This window comes from Zhongshania aquimaris, assembly GCF_019312595.1.
GTDB classification, from domain to species: domain Bacteria; phylum Pseudomonadota; class Gammaproteobacteria; order Pseudomonadales; family Spongiibacteraceae; genus Spongiibacter; species Spongiibacter aquimaris.
The window spans coordinates 1,183,014-1,204,951 of the sequence record NZ_JAHWDQ010000001.1; the positions used below are offsets into that span (position 1 = coordinate 1,183,014).

Consider the following 21,938-nt stretch of genomic DNA (forward strand, 5'->3'; position numbering starts at 1 on the left):
CCCTCATACAATTCTAAATAATTCCTTACACGCCCTATCGGATGATGAGCCGTCTGCATAGCTCTCATAAACTATTGTCTTTATCATCTTACGTCGCTCATCAACGCTTAGCCGCCCAGCCTCTGACGTTTCAACTGCGTTTGCGATTGCCAATTTAAACCCCGCGAGGTCAGTGGCTGCTTCGCCATACCGGTAGCTGCCATCCAAGCTAAATCCCTTTCTAAATGGTGGTGGCACATCAAGGTATATCGTGGGGCGATCCAACAGCAGAAAATCAAACGCTATCGATGACCAATCGTATATCAAGATGTCGCTCAACAGGAGCAGTCGCTCAGTATCTGGGTATTTATCAGCTGGCACTGTATATACATTGTCGAATCGCTCGCGGTGCTCCGAGGTCGCGTTCAAATGCATGCGTATCAGAAATAGGCAGTTCTGCTCTTCCGCCATCTGGCTGAGCGCATGAAGAAACTCAGCCTCTACCATGCCAAAGGGGTATAGGCTTCTCGCTGTGTCGTCCTGTTTCCATGTTGGCGCATACAGGACGATTTTTTTGTCCGCGACAGGAAAATCATACTCCCGCATCAGCTCGTTCCGGCAGATTGCTCCAGGATTGATCAGCACATCTGTTCTGGCATAGCCGACCGCTTTCAGTTTTTCTCGCTTAAAACCAAACTTATTCTCATACAGGTCGGCCATAAAATTTGACGCCACCCAGATTTCGTCATAGCGGTGTTGTACTTTGAAATCGCTTTTATCAAAGCCTTTGAAGGGTATTCCATGCCAGACATCGATAAACTTCAGGGAAGAATAGTCCAGCAACAAGACCAATGAATGAAGGCCGTGGTCGCTGATGAGCGCCTTCGCTTTAACGAGCAGTATTAATCCTTGAGGACTACCTGCCCAGACCACCGATACGCCCTCACTTTTTAACTGTCGATAGTATGAGTAATCCATGGTGAGGTAGGTCAGGCTCAACTCATCATATTTCAAGCTCTCGCGGTATATGGCACCAAGGTTACCATTGAGCTTGTGAGCATAGAGTACCACCCGATTGTCGCTGGCTATAAATCGTCGCAACACCACCGCCAACAAGGTATTGAGGGTCAGTAGCACTAACCATAGCCAGTGCCACGGATTGACCTTATGGATTTTCATGGCCGCTGGCACTTGATGTGATTGATGTTTGTGCATTAGCCGGCTGCAGCATCAGTTCTTGATGCCCCTTCTCCAGCTCCTCACTTCTATGGCTGATGATAAAGATGCAGCAAGCGGGAAAGGTCTGCTGAATACCACGCAGAATGGCTTTAGCCGAACCAACATCCAAGGGAGCAAGGCTCTCGTCCAGGAAAAGCAGTTGCGCCTTTTTATAGAGCGCTCTGGCAATTAACACTCGGCATTTTTGTCCGCCAGAAAGATTGGTCGCACCTTCGCTGACTGCGCCACCGGGCAATGAGTCTAAGCCGCAGATATCATAGATACTGTCATATAGCGGCGCATCGTAGGTGCTAGCGCTACCCGCAATATTTTCCAGCAAGGAGCCTTCAAACAGGTAACCATTCTGGTTGACGTAAGCAATGGAAGCCCACCACTGGGGCCGAGGAATATCATTCAGATCCCCGTGATCTAGGCGGATTGTTCCGAGCTGGGGCTTACGTAAGCCTGCCAGCAGCTCAATAAGGGTGGTCTTACCGGCACCCGATGGCCCATTTATTCGCACTACCCCGGTAAGCGTAAGATCTGCAGTTAGATTCTGGATCACCCAGTCTTGCCCATGGTGGGCATAGCACAATCCATCCAGGCTCAGTTGCCTGAAATCATCGACTGCCCTGGAAGGCGCCGTCATCGACGCCGTGAAGGGAAGCGATTTCCATTCTTCTTTCACTCTTTCAAAAACCACTGTAGCACCGGTGACCTTACTGACGGCGTGGTAGATTTGCTGAGCCGCTGGAAGGATTTTGTAGGCCGCTATGGCGAAGAGTGAAATCGTCGTTACCAATTGATGGGGGTTGTCAGCTGATTTCCCAAGATAGTATGCCGCAATCAACAACAGCGTCATTCCCAATACTTCAATGAAGTTTCGCGGAATGGTGCCGAGAATTTCGATATTGGCGGTTTTCCTGGAGGTCCCTGTTTTGATCTGCCGAAAATGCTCCAGGTAATCTCTCAAGCGACCATCAATATGAATGTTCCGATAGTCCGCATAGCTGCCAGTGATCATCTGATTGAGCTGTTTCTGAGATTCGAAATTTTCAGCACTCATGCTCTTTAGCTTTGTTTTAATCAGCGAGTACACGAGGAAGTAGGCTCCCGCAATAATAAGCAGGATAAAGAGAGTGACGCGCACATTGAATGCCATCAGTAGCGCAGCAATTACGCCAAGCTGCACGGAACGGGAAAGTATAACGAAACTCGAATCGATAATGCCGGCTGACACGCGCTCACTGACGCCATTGACGTTGCGCAAAAACTCCGACCCAGGACGACTATAAAACGGCTCTATTGATTGCACCATATAAAAGTTGAAGGCTCTCGCTGAGATATCAGCACTTACTCGACGAATAAAACGTTGCCGAGCAAAGACTCCCAGTGTGGTCATAAGTGCGCCACCCCATATAAAGCCAACTGCACCCAATGTAGTCATCGCCAGAAATTTTGACTTCTCCGGCTCTCCAAGCCACACATACAATGTATGCAAGTAACCTTTTTCCACAGCACTTTCGAAGTCAATCAGGGATGTGATGGCCGGGATGACGGCCGCAATACCAATCAAATCTGCTATAGCGGTAATGCTCAACAAAACTGCAACAAGCCAGTATTCACGCCGCTGCTTTGCAGTTAGCAAGCCGAATGCGGATTTAATCGCAGAATACATCTTCAGACTCGCGCAGACTGTTGTAATTGCAAACAGCTGATAATACGTGCAAATAGCTCATGGTTTTGTATCAACGCTCTTTATACATCAACGTAGTTATCTGCTCAGATATCAAACCCATCATAAACAGCATGAACCCGCTGGTTAACAATAGAGCGCTCATATTCGTAAATCTGCTCATCACTGTGAATGTATATCCATACCAACCCAAACCAAGCAAAAAGAAGAGCGCCGCCGCAGGAGTAAATAATTTTAACGGCGAATACAGGGTAGCTACTTTAAAGATGATTAACAAAAATCGCATACCGTCTTTCAAGGGTTTGATATGACTCTTACCTTCTCTTTGTGCGGCATGAATCGGTACATACTTCACAGAGTAACCTGCCCTAAAAAATGCCATTGTGCTCGTTGTTGGGTAGGAAAAACCATTCGGTAATAAGTAAAGAAATTCTTTAAATTTCTCAGCACGCACCGCGCGAAAACCCGATGTTAGATCCTCGACTTTATGACCAGTCATATATGTTGCCAGCTTATTATAAAGGCTATTAGCCAATCCACGCCCGACACTTGCTTGAGAGCCAGGCTGGCGCGCGCCAACTACCAAATCATAGCCTTCATCAATCTCCGTCAATAATGAGCCAATATCTTTGGGATCATGCTGGCCATCGGCGTCCATAAAAATAATTGTGTCGCCGACTGCCGCTCTAGCACCGGATTTTATAGATGCACCATTGCCCTTAGGGTAAGGATGGTTGATTATCGTCGCCCCTGCGGAATAGGCTGACTCTCCCGTGTTATCGTTTGAGCCATCGTTAACAACAATAATCTCTGCCTCAGGAAACTGCTCTTTAATTGCCGTAACTACTATAGCAACTGTAGCTGCTTCATTCTTTGCCGGGATAACTACACTAATCATTAATAACTACCGCACTCTTCGTTAATTTGCCGTTGAATTTATTCGCCCTGCTGAAGGTCTTTGCGCACAACCTTCTCAAACTCATCTATTTCAAGCTTGAAATCTTCACTCGTCCGCTTCGACGCCCCTAAACGGCCTTTTGATATATAGCTTCGCGCCAACTCAGCGTAATCCAAAGCCTCTTTATAATAACCTTCCGTAGCGAGTAACGCTGCAATATACATCGCTGAGTCTGGTGATGGTCTTGCAGAAAGCGAATTTTTAAAATATTGTCGCCCCAACTCTACATCACCCTGATATACCGAAAGCACTCCCAAAAGATAGTGAATTTGGGCGTACCGTGCGGACCGAGTATTCGCATTAACCGGATTCTCGAGCAATGCCGATACAATTGAAAACGTATCTGACAACGCTAAGTTTTCACAATTATGCCGGTGAACTGTATTTACTAAGAACTTATAGTATTCAAATGTACGTAAATCGTATTTAGTTACTTTGGCTAAAGTAATAGCCTCAGCAACATTAATCGCACCCACCCTGCCAACCTGACAACTTACAATTAGCTCCCAGACTCGCAAATCAAATGCCTTCGGATTATTCGCGATGGCTTCATTGGTAACTCGAATTGCTGCGTCTATATTTCCGCTATTATATAATTGCATTGAAGCTTGTTGTTGAGCACGAGACGAGTTTGGAGAAAGGCTAGCCCATGACAAAACCATTGAATCGTAGTTTGACCATATTTTCGCTACATTAAATGTCATCGTTCCCAGTAATAAGAAAATCAATAACGACATAACAATAGCTAATGAAGCAGAAAGGTACTTATATAACAAATAAATGAAAGGCAGTATTAAAAATGCCGCTCCAAGATAATTCCTATGTTCAAAATAGAGCTCCAAAGGTACGGTTGTAGACTCTATTAAGTGACTCGCATAGAAAAACAAACCAGCAAAACTTAAAAGTGCCCATCGTTTTCTTATCCAAAAAAAGAAAATTAGCAACACAGAGTGAAAAGCTAAGGCCCAGAATGTCGATATAGGATTAAAAATCCCAGTCGACTTTAAATAGTCATCTTGAAACACTCCCCCAGTATAGAGACGAGGAAAAAACCAACGTGATTGATAGTCCAGTAGAATGCGCCCCTCGGTTAAAAGACGCTCATATATACTAAATCCACGGCTTGAAATTACCCTGTACAAGCCGCCGTCTACTACTCGCCAAATCAAGTATCCAGCAATTAACATTGACGGAAGCTGTAAGAACAAAAACTTCCAAATTTTGTTTAATTCAGTATTGTGCTTTGTATCATTAGCTAAAATCGTAAATTCCAATACTAAGACCAGCATCGGCAACAACGCGCCATTTTCCTTAGAAAACATCGCTAGAACAGTGCCCACGCCAACGCTTATACCCATGATAAAATAGGCTTTCATGGGTTTAATGAATATCAATGACCGACCGTATAAATAGCCCGCGATACCAGCAAAGCAAAACAATGCCGCGAGCTGGGCCATGCGCTGCACAACGTACAAGGTCGTAGAGATTAAAAAGGGATGAAGCAACCAGATTCCCGCAGTCGTAGCAGAAATCAACATAACGCTCCTGCCGTCAGCAATCTTAAGAAAATTTAAAATTTGGATGCAAATGAGGTATACCAATTGACCACAAAGTACATGAACGGCTAGGTTTGTTAATTTAAAAGGGAACGGATCTGCAGGCCAATTCTGGGCATTCATTAAAAAACTTAGTAACGAGATCGGTCGACCCGTTGGCCCCGAGGTACCGCCGAATACAAAAGCATTAAATGTCGCCCAATTATCTACGCCACCAAGTGCCCCCAACTTATCTAAATTACCAAAGTCATCAAATAAAAATGGTCCGTACATGCCTGGCCAATAAACTATGACGACCAGCACACCAACGAGCACCAACATCACCCATGCGAAACTTCTATTTTTTCCAGGAACAGCCATTACTAAACCAAAATATGAAGCCAAAATAAAAAAGCCCACTCACGTATGAATGGGCTTTCGCACTACCGACCTTTGAAAAAGGCTAAATCATGATGCAGTACGGCAAGAAGAAGGCATGTACTTTAACTCACCATCAAAGCTGCAGTTCCATGACAATGAACCGTCATTTGTAACTGGGGACAAGGTAATAACTTGACCGGAAATCGTGGCCGACGCATCTCCCCCAATGGTTGCAGTAATGACACCAGTAGCAACAGTAACCGAAGTCGTATATTTACCAGAAACAGAGGCAGCAGCGGGAATACCATCGCTTCCAGATGAAGCATCATCAAAATCACCCTTATCAGAATAAGAGTCCGCTACGGCGATCTTCAAACCACCAGCCAAATTCATCGCTTCAGCAGCTTGCGAGCGTGAAACGTAATCTTGATAAGCAGGAAGAGCAACAGCTGCCAAAATACCGATAATCGCGACAACGATCATCAATTCGATAAGGGTAAAACCTTGTTGTGTTCTTTTCATAATGAACTCCGGCAAATTTAGTCATTTCTTGGTGTGACAATGAATTATCACTAAGCATCGACATACAATAACTATGCCAACATATAAAGAAACACTTACAGATGGAGAATGTCGCGCTATAAGGTTGTTTTCTAGGCGCGCCAACCATCTAGAGCCCCGTCAATGGGAGTTGAGCGCCGGCATAAGACTGACAAAAAATGTCACCCGCCGCAGATTATGTCAGCTTCATAAGTAACTAACTCAAGCACTAGTGCTTAATCAATCTTTAGGCACTATACTGTTTTCATTACATTTTTTAACCACAAAGCGATGCGATGAATAGCCCAGTCACTCCCTTAAACGGTCTAGCGAGACGCCTTGTTTACGACGAAATTCTTGATGAAGATACCGTTCGCAAGGCACAGGAAACCGCCCAAAAAGACAAAAAGAGCTTAGTGTCTTATTTGGTGAGCAAGCAACTTGCCGATGGCGTGAAAATAGCAGAGATAGCCGCAGACGAGTTTGGCATTCCGTTTATAGATTTGCGTTCTTACACCACTGAACTCGCCCCGCAAAAAATTATTGATAACAAGCTAATTAAGCTTCACCGCACACTACCGCTTTGGAAGCGTGGTAAGCGTCTGTTTATTGGCATGTCCGACCCAACCAATATCCACGCTTTAGACCAAATCAAGTTTCATACCGGCCTAACGACTGAACCAATTATTGTCGAGGAAGCGGCGCTCAATGCCGCTATCGACAAATACCTTTCTGCCCAAGAGGAATCCCTCGCCGACAGCCTTGGCGATATGGACGACATCAGTCTTGAAAATCTCGATATTGAAGCCGTTGACGAAGACGGCGGCGGTGGCGAAGTTGAGCTCAAGGGTGCCGACGAAGCGCCGGTGGTTAAATTTGTAAACAAAGTTCTTATAGATGCAATACGCGGTGGCGCTTCAGATATTCATTTTGAACCTTATGAAAAGATTTACCGCGTGCGTTTTCGTACCGACGGTATCTTACAGGAAGTAGCGCGACCACCTGCATCATTAGGATATCGCCTTGCCGCTCGCTTAAAGGTTATGTCTCAGATGGACATTTCCGAGCGGCGAGTGCCGCAAGACGGCCGGATCAAAATGAAGCTATCTAAAACCCGCGCCATCGACTTTCGGGTTAACACTCTGCCGACACTTTGGGGAGAAAAGGTTGTACTACGGATACTTGACCCAAGCTCGGCGCAAATGGGCATTGATGCTCTAGGTTATGAGCCAAGCCAAAAAGACATGTATATGAAAACCTTGAATCAGCCGCAGGGCATGATTCTGGTTACTGGGCCTACCGGCTCGGGTAAAACGGTTTCTCTCTATACGGGCCTTAACATCCTTAATACCCCTGAGCGTAATATCTCCACTGCTGAAGATCCGGTAGAGATTAACCTAGAAGGTATTAACCAAGTACACGTAAATGCCAAAGTTGGCCTCGGCTTCCCTGAAGCGCTGCGCTCTTTCTTGCGCCAAGACCCTGACATTATCATGGTCGGTGAGATTCGTGATTTGGAAACGGCCGAAATTGCCATTAAAGCGGCCCAGACAGGTCACTTGGTGTTATCTACACTTCACACCAATAGCGCCTCAGAGACCTTAACGCGCCTATTGAATATGGGCGTACCGGCTTTCAACGTGGCAACATCAGTTAGCCTGATCATTGCCCAGCGCTTAGCGCGACGTTTATGTAAGGAGTGTGCCATTCCGCTAGATGTGCCACAGCACACCTTAATAGAAGAAGGGTTTACCGCAGAACAACTGGAAAAGGCAACAATCATGCATCCAGTAGGCTGCGAGCGCTGCAATAATGGGTATAAAGGCCGGGTAGGGATTTACGAAGTAGTTCGTATCACTCCCGATATTTCTCGTATTATTATGGAAAACGGCAATTCGCTTGAAATTGCCGCACAGGCGCAAAAGGAAGGATTTCCAAATTTACGGCAATCAGCGCTAAAGAAGTGCGCGCAGGGCGTAACCAGCCTTGAAGAAGTAAACCGAGTGACCAAGGATTAATAATGGCAACAGCATCCAAAACACAGGTTTTTATTTGGCAGGGCGTAGATAAGCAGGGCCGCAAAACACGAGGCGAGCTTACAGCTGCATCTAGCGCCTTGGTAAAAGCACACCTACGTAAACAAGGCATTGCTGCTAAAAATGTTAAGCGCAAACCTAAGCCTCTATTTAGCAGTAAAAAACCTATCAAGCCCGCAGATGTTGCTATTTTTGTCCGCCAGATGGCTACGATGCTTAAAGCTGGGGTTCCTTTAGTTCAAAGTTTTGACATCGTTGCGGAAGGTGTCGAAAACCAGACGATGCAAGAATTAGTCGTAGATATTAAAAATGAAGTCGCCTCCGGTGGCGGATTTGCGGCAGCCTGTGCAAAGCACCCGAAGTATTTTGACGAACTATTTTGCAGCTTAGTCGCCTCCGGAGAGCAATCCGGTACGCTGGAAATCATGTTAGATAGGGTTGCCACATATAAAGAAAAGACCGAAGCACTCAAGGCCAAAATTAAGAAAGCTCTTACGTATCCAATTGCCGTTATCGTTGTCGCCGTTATCGTTACCACAATTCTACTAATAAAAGTTGTACCTCAATTTGCGTCAACATTTGAAAGTTTCGGCTCGGATCTTCCCGCTTTCACAAAAATGGTAGTTGCCATGTCAGAATGGATGCAAGCCTATTGGTATATTGTGCTCGGCGTATCAATTGCTGCATTTTTTAGCTTTTCAAAGGCAAAAGAAAAGTCAAAAGCTTTTGCTGACTGGGTAGATAAAATAATGCTTAAAATCCCAGTTATTGGCGATATTGTTTACAATTCCGTTATTGCTCGGTTTTCTAGAACCCTTGCAACTACTTTCGGAGCAGGTGTTCCACTTGTCGATGCGCTAAACTCTGTAGCTGGCGCAGCCGGGAATGCCGTTTACTCAAAAGCGATCATTCAAATTAGGGATGATGTTACAACTGGGCAAACCTTGTACTCATCGATCAAATTCACAAACCTTTTCCCAAGCATGCTGCTACAAATGGTGTCGATCGGTGAAGAATCAGGCTCTTTAGACGACATGTTGGACAAAGTCGCGACGCATTATGAGGAGGCCGTAGATAACGCAGTAGACACACTGACGTCCTTGCTTGAGCCATTCATCATGTCGATACTCGGCGTGTTAGTTGGTGGATTAATGATCGCGATGTACTTACCCATATTCATGCTTGGTTCCGCCGTGTAGCCGATGCGCGAAGAGCGCACACCAAACATCACAGTAGACTTTATTTATGACATTTTTTGAGGCTCTCGCAAGCGCCCCAGCATTTACCATTACAACAATTGGTATTTTCGGATTATTGATCGGCAGCTTCTTCAACGTTGTCATATACCGCCTCCCGAAAATGATGGAAGCTAACTGGCGGGAGGAATGTGAGTATTTATTGAATGACGGAGAGCCTTCTACTCCACCGGCGCCAGCCACTGAATTTAATTTAGCGATCCCCAATTCTCACTGTCCATCCTGCAATGCGCCAATTAAAGCTTGGCAAAATATCCCTGTGATAAGCTACGCTGTACTGCGCGGGCGCTGCGCGAATTGTAAAGTTAGTATTAGTCTCCGCTACCCACTTATTGAAGTTATCACAGCGCTGATCAGTATTATGCCGCTGCTGATTTTTGGCATTACTCCTTACGCGTTTGCGATTATTTTATTTAGCTGGCTGCTATTAATTCTTACCGTCATCGATATCGATCATCAGTTATTGCCGGATCAAATCACCCTGCCACTACTGTGGCTAGGACTGCTGTATAACAGCATATTTGGACATATCCCTATTACCGATGCGCTGTGGGGTGCAATGGCTGGGTATATGATTTTATGGAGCGTCTTCTGGCTCTTTAAAATAGTCACCGGCAAAGAAGGCATGGGTTACGGCGATTTTAAATTACTCGCCGCACTAGGAGCTTGGCTCGGTTGGCAGTATCTGCCGCTGATCATTTTATTATCATCCGTTGTTGGCGCCGTATGCGGCGGACTTATCCTGGCGCTAAATCGCAAGTCAACGTCGACGCCAATGCCGTTTGGGCCGTACTTGGCCGGCGCAGGCTGGATTGCTGTTTTTTGGGGCGATGCCATCATTGACGGTTACCTGGGTTTCGCCGGCCTACGCTGAGGAATTACTGACTAATTACTGCGCTCTGTATTTTGAACGTCTGCGGTGCTCGGAATACTCATTTACTCCGCCCCGAAGACGTCTAAACTTCCTTAGCTAGCGACATTACTCAGGAATCCCCAGGATCCATAATTCATTAAAAAGCTAAATTTAAATATGACCGAAACCAAATATGAGTAATTTAATAGTAGGTTTAACCGGCGGTATTGGCAGTGGCAAAACCGCCGTTTCTGATCGCTTTGCTAAACTTGGTATTGGTATCGTCGATGCCGATGTGATTGCGCGAGAAGTTGTTGAGCCGGGTACCGAAGCACTGGCAAAAATCGCGTCGCATTTTGGCAATGATCTAATTCAAGAAGACGGGCAACTCAATCGGGCAGCGCTTAGGCAAACCATTTTTGCCGACGCCAATGCAAAAACCTGGCTTGAGTCCCTTCTTCACCCACTCATTGCAGATGAGACACTCAAACAGCTTGACGGGATTCAAAGCACCTACGGTATTTATGTCTCGCCGCTACTCGTCGAGAGTAATCAGCAAAGCTTTTGCCAGCGCTTGGTCGTGGTCGATGTGCCCGAGTCAGTACAATTGACCCGCACAATGACACGAGACAGTAACGAACAAGAGCAGGTTGAGCGCATTATAGCGAGCCAAGCAACACGCGATGAAAGATTATCCGCCGCCACAGACGTCATCGACAACACCTCAGGGTTTACTGATCTAGACCGACAAATCACCCGGCTTCACCAACAATTTTTAGAACTAGCGGGAGCGAATTAATGGCCAACGCAAGCAAGAAGCCCACGACAGTGGTGGCGTGCCCAAACTGCGGCACAGAACAGGTTTGGGATACCCGCAATGAATTCCGCCCTTTTTGCTCAGCCCGATGTAAGAATAATGATCTTGTCGCATGGGCGAATGAGGATCACGCTATTCCAGGACAGCCCTTAGAGGATGTTTTTAGCGAAGATTTGGAAGGTAATTATTAGAAAAAAGGACATTCGCTGACGCTCACACTGGATCCCCGATCGGGGTCGTGGATGACGTGGAGTAGTGGCGTCATTCTCAGCGCACCACCGCCATCATCCTCAACTCGATTGAGGATCCATAACTTCGGGCTTTGTAGCACTCCGCCGTTACGTCAGAAGTCAGACGCCTGGCGTCCGACGCTAAAGGCATTCGCTGACGCTCACACTGGATCCCCGATCGGGGTCGGGGATGACGTGGTGTGTTATATAAAGGTGTTCGCTTCGCCCATTTAGATCCCTGATCGGGGATGACATGGTGTGTTATATAAAGGCTTTCGCTTCGCCCATTTGCGTCCCCGGCCGGGGTCGGAGGTGACGTCATTTTATAGAGCCGCGGAATGACGTACTTCAGGCTTCAGGCACGTAGGTTGGGTAGAGGAACGAAACCCAACATTGATGTGGAGGCGTACTCCGATTGTTAGGTTGCGCCACACTCATGTTGGGTTTCGCTCTGCTCTACGCCAAGCTACAGGCTCTTTTACGCTGATTGTATTACGTCGATAATTGCTACATTAGCAGCTGGAAATTCGTATTCACGAAGTGTGCTCGGCTTCACCCAGCGCAGTGGTTGACCTTCCTTTCCGATTGGCTCGCCTTCAAAACCTGACACCGCCCACACGTCTAGCAATACCACTTTATCTGTGTAGTCATGACGTATTTCTAGTAACGCGGTGCAGCTCGAAGGGGTGACAACGATTCCTAGCTCTTCGCGCAACTCGCGAGCTAGAGCATCACAGACTGTTTCACCTTGCTCAACTTTGCCACCGGGAAATTCCCACAAGCCGCCTTGGTGTGCGTCGTCGTGACGACGAGCGATAAGTATCTGCCCTTGGGAGTTATAGATTACCCCTACCGCAACGTGTATCTGTTTATTAGCTGCGGTATTCGGCATTGATTTTGACGTAGTCGTAGGAGAAATCTGTCGTCCACACGGTCTCGGTATGCTGGCCGCGATTCAAATTAATACGAATTGTGATTTCGGACTGCTTCATGACCGCCGCGCCCGCCGCTTCGGTATAGCTTGCCGCACGGCCGCCGTGTTCGGTAATTAACACGTCGTCGAGGTGTACTGTTAAAATCGATACATCCAAGGCTTCGACACCGGCACGGCCAATCGCTGCCAATATACGCCCCCAATTCGGGTCGCTGGCAAATAGCGCTGTTTTCACTAGAGGTGACTCTGCTACTGCATAGGCGACCTTCAGCGACTCTGACACGTCCTTGGCACCAGCCACTTCTACCGCGACGAATTTGGTAGCACCTTCACCGTCGCGCACAATGGCATGGGCCAGTTCAAGAAAGACTTCGTTGAAAGCAGCTTGCAGCTTTTCGAAAGTTTGACCTTCCGATGCTGACAATAATTCACCGCCTGCCTTGCCTGTTGCGACCAAAACACAGGAGTCGTTTGTTGAGGTATCGCCGTCGATAGTAATGCGGTTGAACGACGCATCTGCAGCGACATCTAACATCGCCTGCAATACATCTGGCGCAATAGCGGCATCCGTTGCAACGTAGCCTAGCATGGTGGCCATATTAGGCTTAATCATACCGGCCCCTTTGGATATACCGGTGACAGTGATGGTACGACCGTCGATCTCTATTTTTCTTGAGGTCGCTTTAGGGCGGGTATCGGTAGTCATAATACCGTTGGCGGCCCGCTCCCACGCATCTGCCGATAGCGCGGTCACTGCGGCGGGCATGGCGGCAACAAGTTTATCGAGGGGAAGTTTTTCGCCAATAACGCCAGTAGAAAAAGGTAAGATCTGCTCTGGAGCAACACCTACGTGTTCCGCTAACTCTGCACAAGAGGCGTGCGCGTCTGCCATACCGATTGCTCCGGTACCGGCGTTGGCATTGCCAGTGTTGATCAATAAATAGCGTGGTGAATCTGCAGCAAGGTGCTTTTTAGCAACCGTAACGGGGGCCGCGCAGAACGCATTAAGTGTGAATACGCCAGCAACGGAACTGCCTTCGGCTAACTCGAAAACAACGGTATCTATGCGCCCTGCCTTTTTAATGCCGGCACTTGCTACCCCTATGCGCACGCCATCGACTGAATGCAATGTACCCAAATCACCCGAACCTACCGCCATGCTGGTGTCTTCCTCAGTCTAATTTGCCATGACATTGTTTGTATTTTTTGCCGGAACCACAGGGGCATGGCTCGTTGCGTCCCACTTTAGGTGCCTCACGCACAAAGGTTTCTGGCTGCGCAGCTTCCTGCGCTGGTTCGCTGACATCTTCTTCGACACTTAAGCCGCTAGATTCAGCATGTTGAAACTCCATCGCCCGCTTCGCTTGCTCTTCTCGGCGCTGCTGCTCTAAAGCCTCGGAGTTTTCATCTTGCTGTAAGCGTAAATGCGATAAGAATCGAACCACATCATGCTTAAGCGTTTCGAGCATTTGTTGGAACAATGTAAACGCTTCACGCTTGTATTCTTGCTTCGGATTCTTCTGTGCAAAAGCGCGCAAATGAATACCATGACGCAGGTGATCCATAGTCGCCAAGTGCTCTTTCCACAACGTGTCTAAGACCTGCAGAAAAATATGTCGCTCTATCTTGCGCATATCGGCGCCAACCAAAGCACACTTAGATTCATAGGCGAGATCCACCGCCTCGTAAACACGCTCGTGGATGACCGACTCATTCACGGAACGATCTTCATCCAGCCACTGCTGAATAGGCAGCTTTACCTCAAACTCAGACTCTAGACGATGTTCAAGCCCACTGATATCCCACTGTTCTTCGAGGGTTTGCGGCGGTATATATTCGCTAACAACATCACCGACCACATCGGCACGAATAGCTTTGAGCATTTCGCTAATGTCGTCAGCTTCTAGCAGTTCGTTGCGCTGCTGATAAATAATTTGGCGCTGGTCGTTGGCTACATCATCGTATTCAAGCAACTGCTTACGCATATCGAAGTTACGACCTTCAACTTTGCGCTGCGCTTTTTCAATTGCATTTGAAACCATACGGTGTTCTATGGCTTCGCCCTTCTCTAATCCCAGCGCCTGCATAATGCCGCGCACGCGATCAGAGGCGAATATACGCATCAGGCTGTCTTCTAGAGACAGGTAGAAACGCGATGCACCGGGGTCGCCCTGACGACCAGCACGTCCGCGCAACTGGTTATCTATCCGGCGTGACTCGTGACGCTCGGTACCAACGATGTGCAGTCCGCCTGCTTGCATGACTTTTTCGTGACGAATTTTCCACGCTTCGCGAAGCTCGTTGATCATCCCATCAGATGGATTTTCTAACTGAGCTATTTCAACATCAACATTACCGCCGAGCACGATGTCAGTACCGCGCCCCGCCATGTTCGTCGCAATGGTTACCACGCCAGGGCGTCCAGCCTGGGCAATGATTTCCGCTTCTTGTTCGTGGTATTTTGCGTTGAGGACTTTGTGCTGAATGCCGGCTTTTTGGAAGCGCTGAGACATTTCCTCAGAGGTCTCGATAGAGGCTGTACCAACCAGAATTGGGGCACCACTTTCAACAACACCCTTAACATCTTCAACAATCGCGTCGTATTTCTCTTCTTTGGTCAAGTACACCAAATCATTAGAGTCTCGACGGGCACTCGGCTTATTAGTGGGAATCACCACGACATCCAAGCCGTAAATCTGACGGAATTCAAACGCTTCCGTATCTGCGGTGCCGGTCATACCCGCTAGTTTTTCGAACTGACGGAAGTAGTTCTGGAAGGTTGTTGATGCCAGCGTTTGGCTCTCGGCCTGAACCGTAACACCTTCTTTTGCTTCAATCGCTTGATGGAGACCTTCTGATAAACGGCGGCCCGCCATCGTCCGGCCAGTGTGCTCATCAATCAGCACAACCTGATCATTCTGAATAATGTATTCGACGTTGTTATGGAATAAAACATGGGCGCGCAATGCCGAATTCACATGATGAAGTAAATTCAAGTTTCCTGCCGCATAAAGGCTGTCGCCCTCGTCCAGCAATTTCGCCTGCACAAGCATGTCTTCGACGAGCTGATGGCCGTGCTCGGTTAATTCCACCTGGCGCATTTTTTCATCGACGGTGTAGTGACCTTCGTCAGAGGGTTTTCCGGCTTCATCCATTTCAGCGGGAATGAGTGACGGAATAAACAGGTTAATTTGCTTGTATAACTTGGAACTATCTTCGGCGGGACCAGAAATAATAAGCGGGGTACGCGCCTCATCGATAAGGATCGAGTCGACTTCATCAATAATGGCGTAATTCAAACTGCGCTGAAAGCGATCGCTAATGGCAAACGCCATGTTATCGCGCAGGTAGTCGAAGCCGAATTCGTTGTTGGTGCCGTAGGTGATGTCTGCTTGGTAGGCCGCTCGCTTTTGCTCGGACTCTTGGCCTGAGCGAATAATTCCAACACTTAAACCTAAAAATTCATAAAGAGGGCGCATCCAGTTCGCATCGCGCTGCGCGAGGTAATCGTTGACGGTTACCACAAATACGCCATTGCCTTCCAGGGCATTTAGATAAACCGCCAAGGTAGCCACAAGGGTTTTACCTTCACCGGTGCGCATCTCTGCAATAGTGCCTTCATGTAGGCTGATGCCACCGATAAGCTGCACGTCAAAGTGGCGCATTCCCATCACTCGGCGGCTCGCTTCACGACAAACAGCAAAGGCTTCAGGCAGTATCTGATCTAGGGTTTCACCACTGCTTAAGCGCTGCTTGAACTCACTGGTTTTCGCCGCAAGAGACGCATCATCTAGGGTGGTTAAGCCCTCTTCAAAGGCGTTGACCTTGGCCACCACCTTGCGCATCCGCTTGAGTTCGCGGTCATTTTTACTACCAAAAACTTTCTTAACTACTGCTGTAATCATGATGAATTCGTTACTGTTCCCGGGATTATATCCCTATCTTTGATGGCGCTTGCAGATTGTCGACATTCTAAATATCGTCAGCTCAGACACTAAACTCAGTTCCAAGCTACGCATTAAATTATACAGCCCGCAAAAACCGCACCAAGCTACATTGTCCGAATGAAAATATGATGACGGCTCCGGACTTAATATCCAAAAGAATCAACGCCAAAGATCGCGCTTGTTACCTGCAGGCTGGAAGTAAGCTATACCGTAACACCGAGGCGCAATATCGCATAGATGAGACAATATTACCATGCTTAGACCGACGCCAGACTAAGCATGGAGGAGGGAAAACTAGGCGACAGCAGCTGGCGCCATGTAGCTAATTGGCGCGTCGGCGGGGTCTTCAAATGTTACCCATTCCCACGCATCGGTATCTTTAATAAGGGCGCGTAGCGACACATTATTCAAGCCGTGTCCCGACTTGTGCGCTTTAAACTCGCCGATAAGACTCGTGCCCAGCAGATATAAATCACCGATGGCATCTAAGACCTTATGCTTTACAAACTCATCTTCATAACGAAGACCGTCTTCGTTAAGAATGCGGTATTCGTCAACAACAATCGCGTTGTCAACACTGCCGCCCTGCGCCAAACCTTTCGAGCGCAGGTATTCAATCTCGTGCATAAACCCAAAGGTCCGCGCCCGACTCACTTCTTTAACAAACGAGGTGCTGGAGAAGTCTAACTCGGCATGACCAGTCCGGTCTTTGAAGACCGGATGATCAAAGTCGATAGTGAAAGAGACTTTAAAGCCGTCAAAAGGGAGGAAACTCGCGACTTTATCGCCATCCTTCACTGTTACCGGACGCTTGATACGGATGAATTTCTTAGGTGCATTTTGCTCCTCAATCCCAGCGGACTGGATGAGAAATACAAAAGGCCCCGCACTGCCATCCATAATAGGCACTTCCGACGAACTGACTTCAACATAAGCATTATCAATACCCAAACCAGCCATTGCAGAAAGCAAATGTTCTACCGTCGACACTCTCACGTCACCGTTCATTAACGTGGTGGAAAGCGTTGTATCACCCACATTTTCAGCGCGAGCATGGATTTCAACAACGGGATTCAAGTCGGTGCGACGGAAAATCACACCGGTATCAACCGGCGCTGGCTTCAGCGTCAGGTAGACCTTTTCCCCCGTATGCAAACCAATTCCGGTGGCACGGATGGTGTTGCGCAAGGTGCGTTGTTTAATCATGTTCATACTCACTCTATGGGCCGGACGGCTACATTTGCAGAGACGACGCTACTAATGTGCTAGCGATAAATCGCTGGCACTTCGCCCTGCTGTACCGGCTACAGCTGGTTAATCGGCTTGACGCCGCAGAAACGCAGGAATATCCAAGTATTCCATGTCCTTATCTGCCATCGGCGCCGGAGCCACATCTCGCGCAACCGCCGCCTGCTGGTTATTGCGCATTACTGTTGGTCGATCAAGCTTACGGTAGTCGGTTGAGCGAGCTTCTACAGGTCGAGACTCAACAACTTTAAGCGGTGCTTCTTGACCCAATCCATCCAGGCCTGTTGCCACCACTGTGACGCGTAATTCATCGACCATATCGGGATCAATTACAGTTCCGACCACGACTGTCGCGTTCTCGGAAGCAAACTCCTCGATAGTATCCCCGACATCGTTAAACTCGCCTAGGGATAGATCTAGACCTGCGGTAATATTAACCAAAATCCCGCGCGCCCCTTGCAAATTCACATCTTCGAGCAATGGACTGCGTATAGCGGCTTCTGCTGCTTCGCGAGCGCGATTTTCGCCGGTGGCAACACCGCTGCCCATCATCGCCATACCCATCTCAGACATGACGGTACGTACGTCAGCGAAATCGACGTTAATCATACCTGGGCGAATAATGAGATCGGCAATGCCCTGTACTGCACCCAACAATACATCGTTGGCGGCTTTAAACGCATCGAGCAAACTGGTGTTTTTACCCAAAACCGGCAGCAACTTTTCGTTCGGAATAGTGATCAAGGAATCCACGTGTTGACGCAACTCCTTCATACCTTCCAGTGCCACCGCCATGCGCTTCTTGCCCTCAAACGGGAACGGCTTGGTAACGACTGCCACAGTCAGAATACCCAGCTCTTTTGCTACTTGCGCAACTACTGGCGCCGCGCCGGTACCCGTGCCGCCGCCCATACCGGCAGTGATGAATACCATATCAGCACCTTGCAGCGCCTCGGCGATACGGTCGCGATCTTCCATCGCTGACTGACGGCCAATTTCTGGATTCGCACCTGCACCCAAGCCCTTGGTAATGGTTGTGCCTAATTGCAGCACTGTTTTAGAAGACACATTGGTCAGTGCCTGCGCATCGGTATTGGCGCAGATAAAATCCACACCATCAACGTTACAGGCAATCATATGCTTCACAGCATTGCCTCCACCGCCACCAACACCTACTACTTTTATTACTGCGTTCTGAGGAACGTTATCTACTAGCTCAAACATGGTTTTTTCTCCCTTTTTGCATAATCAATCGCGCTGCCAACGCGACCGCCTATCACATCGTTAAAAATTGTTTTGAATCCACTGTTTTAAATTCGCCAAAAAGCCACCGCTGCGAACGCGACCGCGCCCGCCGTGTTCAGCCTGGTGTTTAATACCGTAATGCAGTAAACCGACACCCGTTGCGTATATGGGGTTGCGTACAATATCGGTTAAGCCACGCGCGTCTTGCGGAACCCCGATACGAACTGGCATATGGAAAATCTCTTCCGCCAGCTCGACAACACCTTCCATTTTTGAGGTGCCACCAGTTAACACGATGCCCGCGGCGCAAAGATCTTCGTAACCGCTGCGGCGCAATTCCGCCTGAATCAAGGTGAAGAGTTCGTCGTAGCGGGGCTCGACTACCTCGGCAAGTGCTTGGCGAGAAAGCTCACGCGGAGCGCGATCGCCCACACTGGGCACCTTGATCATTTCACCCTCGCCCGCGAGTTGCGTTAGTGCGCAAGCATATTTGATTTTGATTTCTTCGGCGTACTGGGTCGGGGTACGCAAGGCCATGGCGATGTCATTAGTGACCTGGTCACCCGCAATCGGTATAACACCGGTATGACGAATCGCGCCGTCGGTAAAGATCGCGATGTCGGTGGTTCCACCGCCAATATCTACCAGACATACACCAAGTTCTTTTTCATCATCCGTCAGCACGGCGTAGCTTGATGCCAGCTGCTCAAGAATGACGTCCTCAACTTCGAGGCCGCAGCGCCGAATACATTTCTCAATATTCTGAACCGCGTTCACCGCACAGGTCACCAAGTGCACTTTCGCCTCAAGGCGCACACCCGACATCCCCAACGGTTCTTTAATGCCCTCTTGCTCGTCGATGACAAATTCCTGCGGCAGGATATGCAGTACTTTTTGATCCGCTGGAATCGCCACGGCTTGCGCTGCATCAATAACCCGGTCGAGATCAAGCTGGAACACTTCGCGGTCGCGAATTGCCACAATGCCGTGGGAATTCAAACTGCGTATATGGTTGCCCGCGATACCAACGTAAACGCTGTGAATCTCGCAGCCCGCCATCAGCTCCGCCTCTTCAATCGCGCGCTGAATGGAGTGCACCGTCGACTCGATATTAACCACCACACCTTTTTTAAGGCCTCGCGATGGATGCGAACCAATGCCGACAATTTCCAGCTTGCCGTCTTCGTTCATCGACCCAACGATAGCCACCACCTTCGAGGTGCCAATATCCAGACCGACTATCATCCGGCTTGCATGTGAACTAGCCATTGCTTTGCTTCTCCCAATTTAGCGATCCGTCCCGCACCGGCAACGCACTTACTTTAGCCATTTACTTTAACTACCTTCCAACTCGTGCCACGACACGGCCAAACCATTGATGTAACGGGTATCTACCCGCTTTAAGCGTTCAAAATCTGCAGCCAATTGCTGCTTGTAAACCCACATAAAGCGACGCAATTTTTCCAATGGTCCCTGCCGTCCTAAAACCAATACCGCACCACCATTTAAGGTGGCAGTCCAGGCACCGCGATCATTCATTTGCAAACGCTGCAGTACCAAATTTTCATCACCCAACAACTGACTCATCAAACGGTACTGACGCATAATTTCTATTGCACTGCCGTCTGGACCGCTCAGCAATGGCAAATCCACATCGCTACGCATTCCCTTTGTTGGCAAAAAAATCTTGCCCCGATGATTCAGTAAACCGCCATTACCCCAAGCGGCAATCGGCGTCTCCTCAACAATCGTAATCTTTAGCTCTCGCGGCCAAACTCGCTCCACAATTGCTCTATACACCCAAGGCTCTTGTTCCAGCTCACTCTGAATACCCTCCAGATCCAAACCGATATAACCCACCGCCAAATGACTGGTCACCCTATCCACCAGCACATCGCGGCTGACGTGGCGGAAATCACCTGCAAACACCACGCGATCAACTGGGATAGATTCCAACTGACTGCCCAGGCGCTCCACGCCGTATATAAACCCCATCACTGCCGCCAGCAGCAGCAAGCGATTAAAAATTCGCCCCCATTCCCGCGATATCGCTTTACGCTCACCGCGCTCCGGCTTGCTGCGTTTAAAGCGATTATGCTTAACGCTGACAAGCTTCATTAGCCCAACTCACCCTCATCGATGCTAGCTAGCAAAATTGCCCGCACCAGTTGTTCAAAATCTAAGCCAGCCTGTTTGGCCGCCATCGGCACCAAACTGTGATCAGTCATACCCGGCACAGTATTCACTTCCAGCAAATAGAAGCGACCATCACTATCGCGCATCACATCAACCCGTCCCCAACCTTCACAGCCCAAGCTAGTGAAGGCAGCTAGCGCCAATTCGCTAAGCTCCAACTCGTCGCTCGCACTCAATCCGCAGGGACACAAGTAACGCGTATCATTCGACAAATACTTGGCGTTGAAATCATAAAATGCCGCATCGGTTTCCAGCTTTATTGCAGGCAAGGCCACGCCATTTAAAATGGCTACTGTGAACTCACTGCCCACCACCCACTGCTCAGCGAATACACGCCCATAAGCCTGCGCGTTCTGCCAAGCGCTCTGTAATTCTTCAGCGCTGGCTGCGCGCGACATGCCGATACTTGAACCTTCGCAAGCCGGCTTGACTATCACCGAACCCAAGTCGGCAATGATCGCCGCCCAATCGCTGGCCGCGGTTAGCTCAATAAACTTAGGTGTGGACAAGCCCATACCCAACCACAACAATTTGCAGCGAAACTTATCCATCGCCAGCGCAGAGGCCATTACGCCGCTACCGGTGTATGTCACGCCCAAGCACTCCAATGCACCTTGCACCGTGCCGTCTTCCCCTCCGGGACCATGCAGCGCAATAAACGTATGACTGAAATCTGCCTCCACACGCTGCATCCATCCGCGATCAGCAACATCGATGGCCTCAACTGCAATCCCCTGGCGTTGAAACGCCGCCGTCACTGCGGCACCGCTTTTTAACGAAATTTCACGCTCGGCCGAATGTCCGCCAAACAGGACCGCAAGCTTGCCGCCAATGGCTTTATTAATTTCCGCTACCGTCATATCGCTCAT

18 protein-coding genes are annotated in these 21,938 nt (G+C 48.6%); 5 read left to right on the plus strand and 13 right to left on the minus strand.

Going from position 1 to position 21,938, the window contains the following annotated elements; genetic code table 11:
* Positions 1 to 3: 3 nt before the first annotated feature.
* The 5 genes from KXJ70_RS05355 to KXJ70_RS05375 form a co-directional block, all read right to left on the minus strand.
* Positions 4 to 1,158 carry a CDP-glycerol glycerophosphotransferase family protein gene (locus KXJ70_RS05355; RefSeq protein WP_219042410.1) on the minus strand — a complete coding sequence of 385 codons (1,155 nt, stop codon included), beginning with the start codon at positions 1,156 to 1,158 and terminating at the stop codon, positions 4 to 6.
* Positions 1,145 to 2,875 carry an ATP-binding cassette domain-containing protein gene (locus KXJ70_RS05360; protein WP_219042411.1) on the minus strand — a complete coding sequence of 577 codons (1,731 nt, stop codon included), beginning with the start codon at positions 2,873 to 2,875 and terminating at the stop codon, positions 1,145 to 1,147. Before KXJ70_RS05360 ends, KXJ70_RS05355 begins: the two co-directional genes overlap by 14 nt.
* A 70-nt stretch (positions 2,876 to 2,945) precedes the next feature.
* Complete coding sequence (locus tag KXJ70_RS05365; protein ID WP_219042412.1) at positions 2,946 to 3,791, minus strand: glycosyltransferase family 2 protein; 846 nt, start codon at positions 3,789 to 3,791, stop codon at positions 2,946 to 2,948.
* Positions 3,792 to 3,829: 38 nt separating this feature from the next.
* Positions 3,830 to 5,767 carry a tetratricopeptide repeat protein gene (locus KXJ70_RS05370; RefSeq protein ID WP_219042413.1) on the minus strand — a complete coding sequence of 646 codons (1,938 nt, stop codon included), beginning with the start codon at positions 5,765 to 5,767 and terminating at the stop codon, positions 3,830 to 3,832.
* An 87-nt stretch (positions 5,768 to 5,854) separates the two neighbouring features.
* Entirely contained in the window at positions 5,855 to 6,289 is a 435-nt protein-coding gene (locus KXJ70_RS05375; protein WP_219042414.1) for a pilin, read from the minus strand.
* Positions 6,290 to 6,603: 314 nt separating this feature from the next.
* Between KXJ70_RS05375 and pilB the strand changes: the two genes are divergently transcribed.
* The 5 genes from pilB to KXJ70_RS05400 all read left to right on the plus strand — a co-directional run bounded on the left by pilB (position 6,604) and on the right by KXJ70_RS05400 (position 11,460).
* The gene (pilB, locus tag KXJ70_RS05380) at positions 6,604 to 8,325 is read left to right on the plus strand and encodes a type IV-A pilus assembly ATPase PilB (protein WP_219042415.1); all 1,722 of its coding nucleotides are present in this window, start codon (positions 6,604 to 6,606) and stop codon (positions 8,323 to 8,325) included.
* 2 nt (positions 8,326 to 8,327) lie between these two features.
* Positions 8,328 to 9,542, plus strand: coding sequence for a type II secretion system F family protein (locus KXJ70_RS05385; RefSeq protein WP_255558194.1), 1,215 nt, complete (start codon positions 8,328 to 8,330; stop codon positions 9,540 to 9,542).
* A gap of 46 nt (positions 9,543 to 9,588) precedes the next feature.
* Positions 9,589 to 10,473: a prepilin peptidase gene (locus KXJ70_RS05390; RefSeq protein WP_219042416.1), complete on the plus strand. Its 885-nt coding sequence runs from the start codon at positions 9,589 to 9,591 to the stop codon at positions 10,471 to 10,473.
* A gap of 172 nt (positions 10,474 to 10,645) precedes the next feature.
* Positions 10,646 to 11,251, plus strand: coding sequence for a dephospho-CoA kinase (gene coaE, locus KXJ70_RS05395; RefSeq protein WP_219042417.1), 606 nt, complete (start codon positions 10,646 to 10,648; stop codon positions 11,249 to 11,251).
* On the plus strand, positions 11,251 to 11,460 hold the full coding sequence (locus KXJ70_RS05400; protein WP_219042418.1) for a DNA gyrase inhibitor YacG: 210 nt from the start codon (positions 11,251 to 11,253) through the stop codon (positions 11,458 to 11,460). The genes coaE and KXJ70_RS05400 overlap by 1 nt, the downstream gene beginning before the upstream one ends.
* A 517-nt stretch (positions 11,461 to 11,977) precedes the next feature.
* On the opposite strand, the gene mutT is transcribed toward KXJ70_RS05400, so the two are convergent.
* From mutT to KXJ70_RS05440, 8 genes are all read right to left on the minus strand, one after another.
* A complete protein-coding gene (mutT, locus tag KXJ70_RS05405) occupies positions 11,978 to 12,391 on the minus strand; it encodes an 8-oxo-dGTP diphosphatase MutT (RefSeq protein ID WP_219042419.1) in 414 nt (137 codons plus the stop codon).
* Complete coding sequence (argJ, locus tag KXJ70_RS05410; RefSeq protein WP_219042420.1) at positions 12,372 to 13,592, minus strand: bifunctional glutamate N-acetyltransferase/amino-acid acetyltransferase ArgJ; 1,221 nt, start codon at positions 13,590 to 13,592, stop codon at positions 12,372 to 12,374. Before argJ ends, mutT begins: the two co-directional genes overlap by 20 nt.
* A gap of 13 nt (positions 13,593 to 13,605) precedes the next feature.
* On the minus strand, positions 13,606 to 16,338 hold the full coding sequence (gene secA / locus KXJ70_RS05415) for a preprotein translocase subunit SecA (RefSeq protein ID WP_255558195.1): 2,733 nt from the start codon (positions 16,336 to 16,338) through the stop codon (positions 13,606 to 13,608).
* 336 nt (positions 16,339 to 16,674) lie between these two features.
* Positions 16,675 to 17,586 (minus strand): UDP-3-O-acyl-N-acetylglucosamine deacetylase, encoded by a 912-nt coding sequence (lpxC, locus tag KXJ70_RS05420; protein WP_219043090.1) that lies wholly within the window; start codon positions 17,584 to 17,586, stop codon positions 16,675 to 16,677.
* A gap of 108 nt (positions 17,587 to 17,694) precedes the next feature.
* Entirely contained in the window at positions 17,695 to 18,852 is a 1,158-nt protein-coding gene (gene ftsZ, locus KXJ70_RS05425) for a cell division protein FtsZ (protein ID WP_219042421.1), read from the minus strand.
* Between the two features lie 60 nt (positions 18,853 to 18,912).
* Positions 18,913 to 20,142, minus strand: a complete 1,230-nt coding sequence (gene ftsA, locus KXJ70_RS05430; protein WP_103683629.1) for a cell division protein FtsA — start codon at positions 20,140 to 20,142, stop codon at positions 18,913 to 18,915.
* Positions 20,143 to 20,208: 66 nt separating this feature from the next.
* Positions 20,209 to 20,991, minus strand: a complete 783-nt coding sequence (locus tag KXJ70_RS05435) for a cell division protein FtsQ/DivIB (protein ID WP_219042422.1) — start codon at positions 20,989 to 20,991, stop codon at positions 20,209 to 20,211.
* Complete coding sequence (locus tag KXJ70_RS05440; protein ID WP_255558196.1) at positions 20,991 to 21,938, minus strand: D-alanine--D-alanine ligase; 948 nt, start codon at positions 21,936 to 21,938, stop codon at positions 20,991 to 20,993. The genes KXJ70_RS05435 and KXJ70_RS05440 overlap by 1 nt, the downstream gene beginning before the upstream one ends.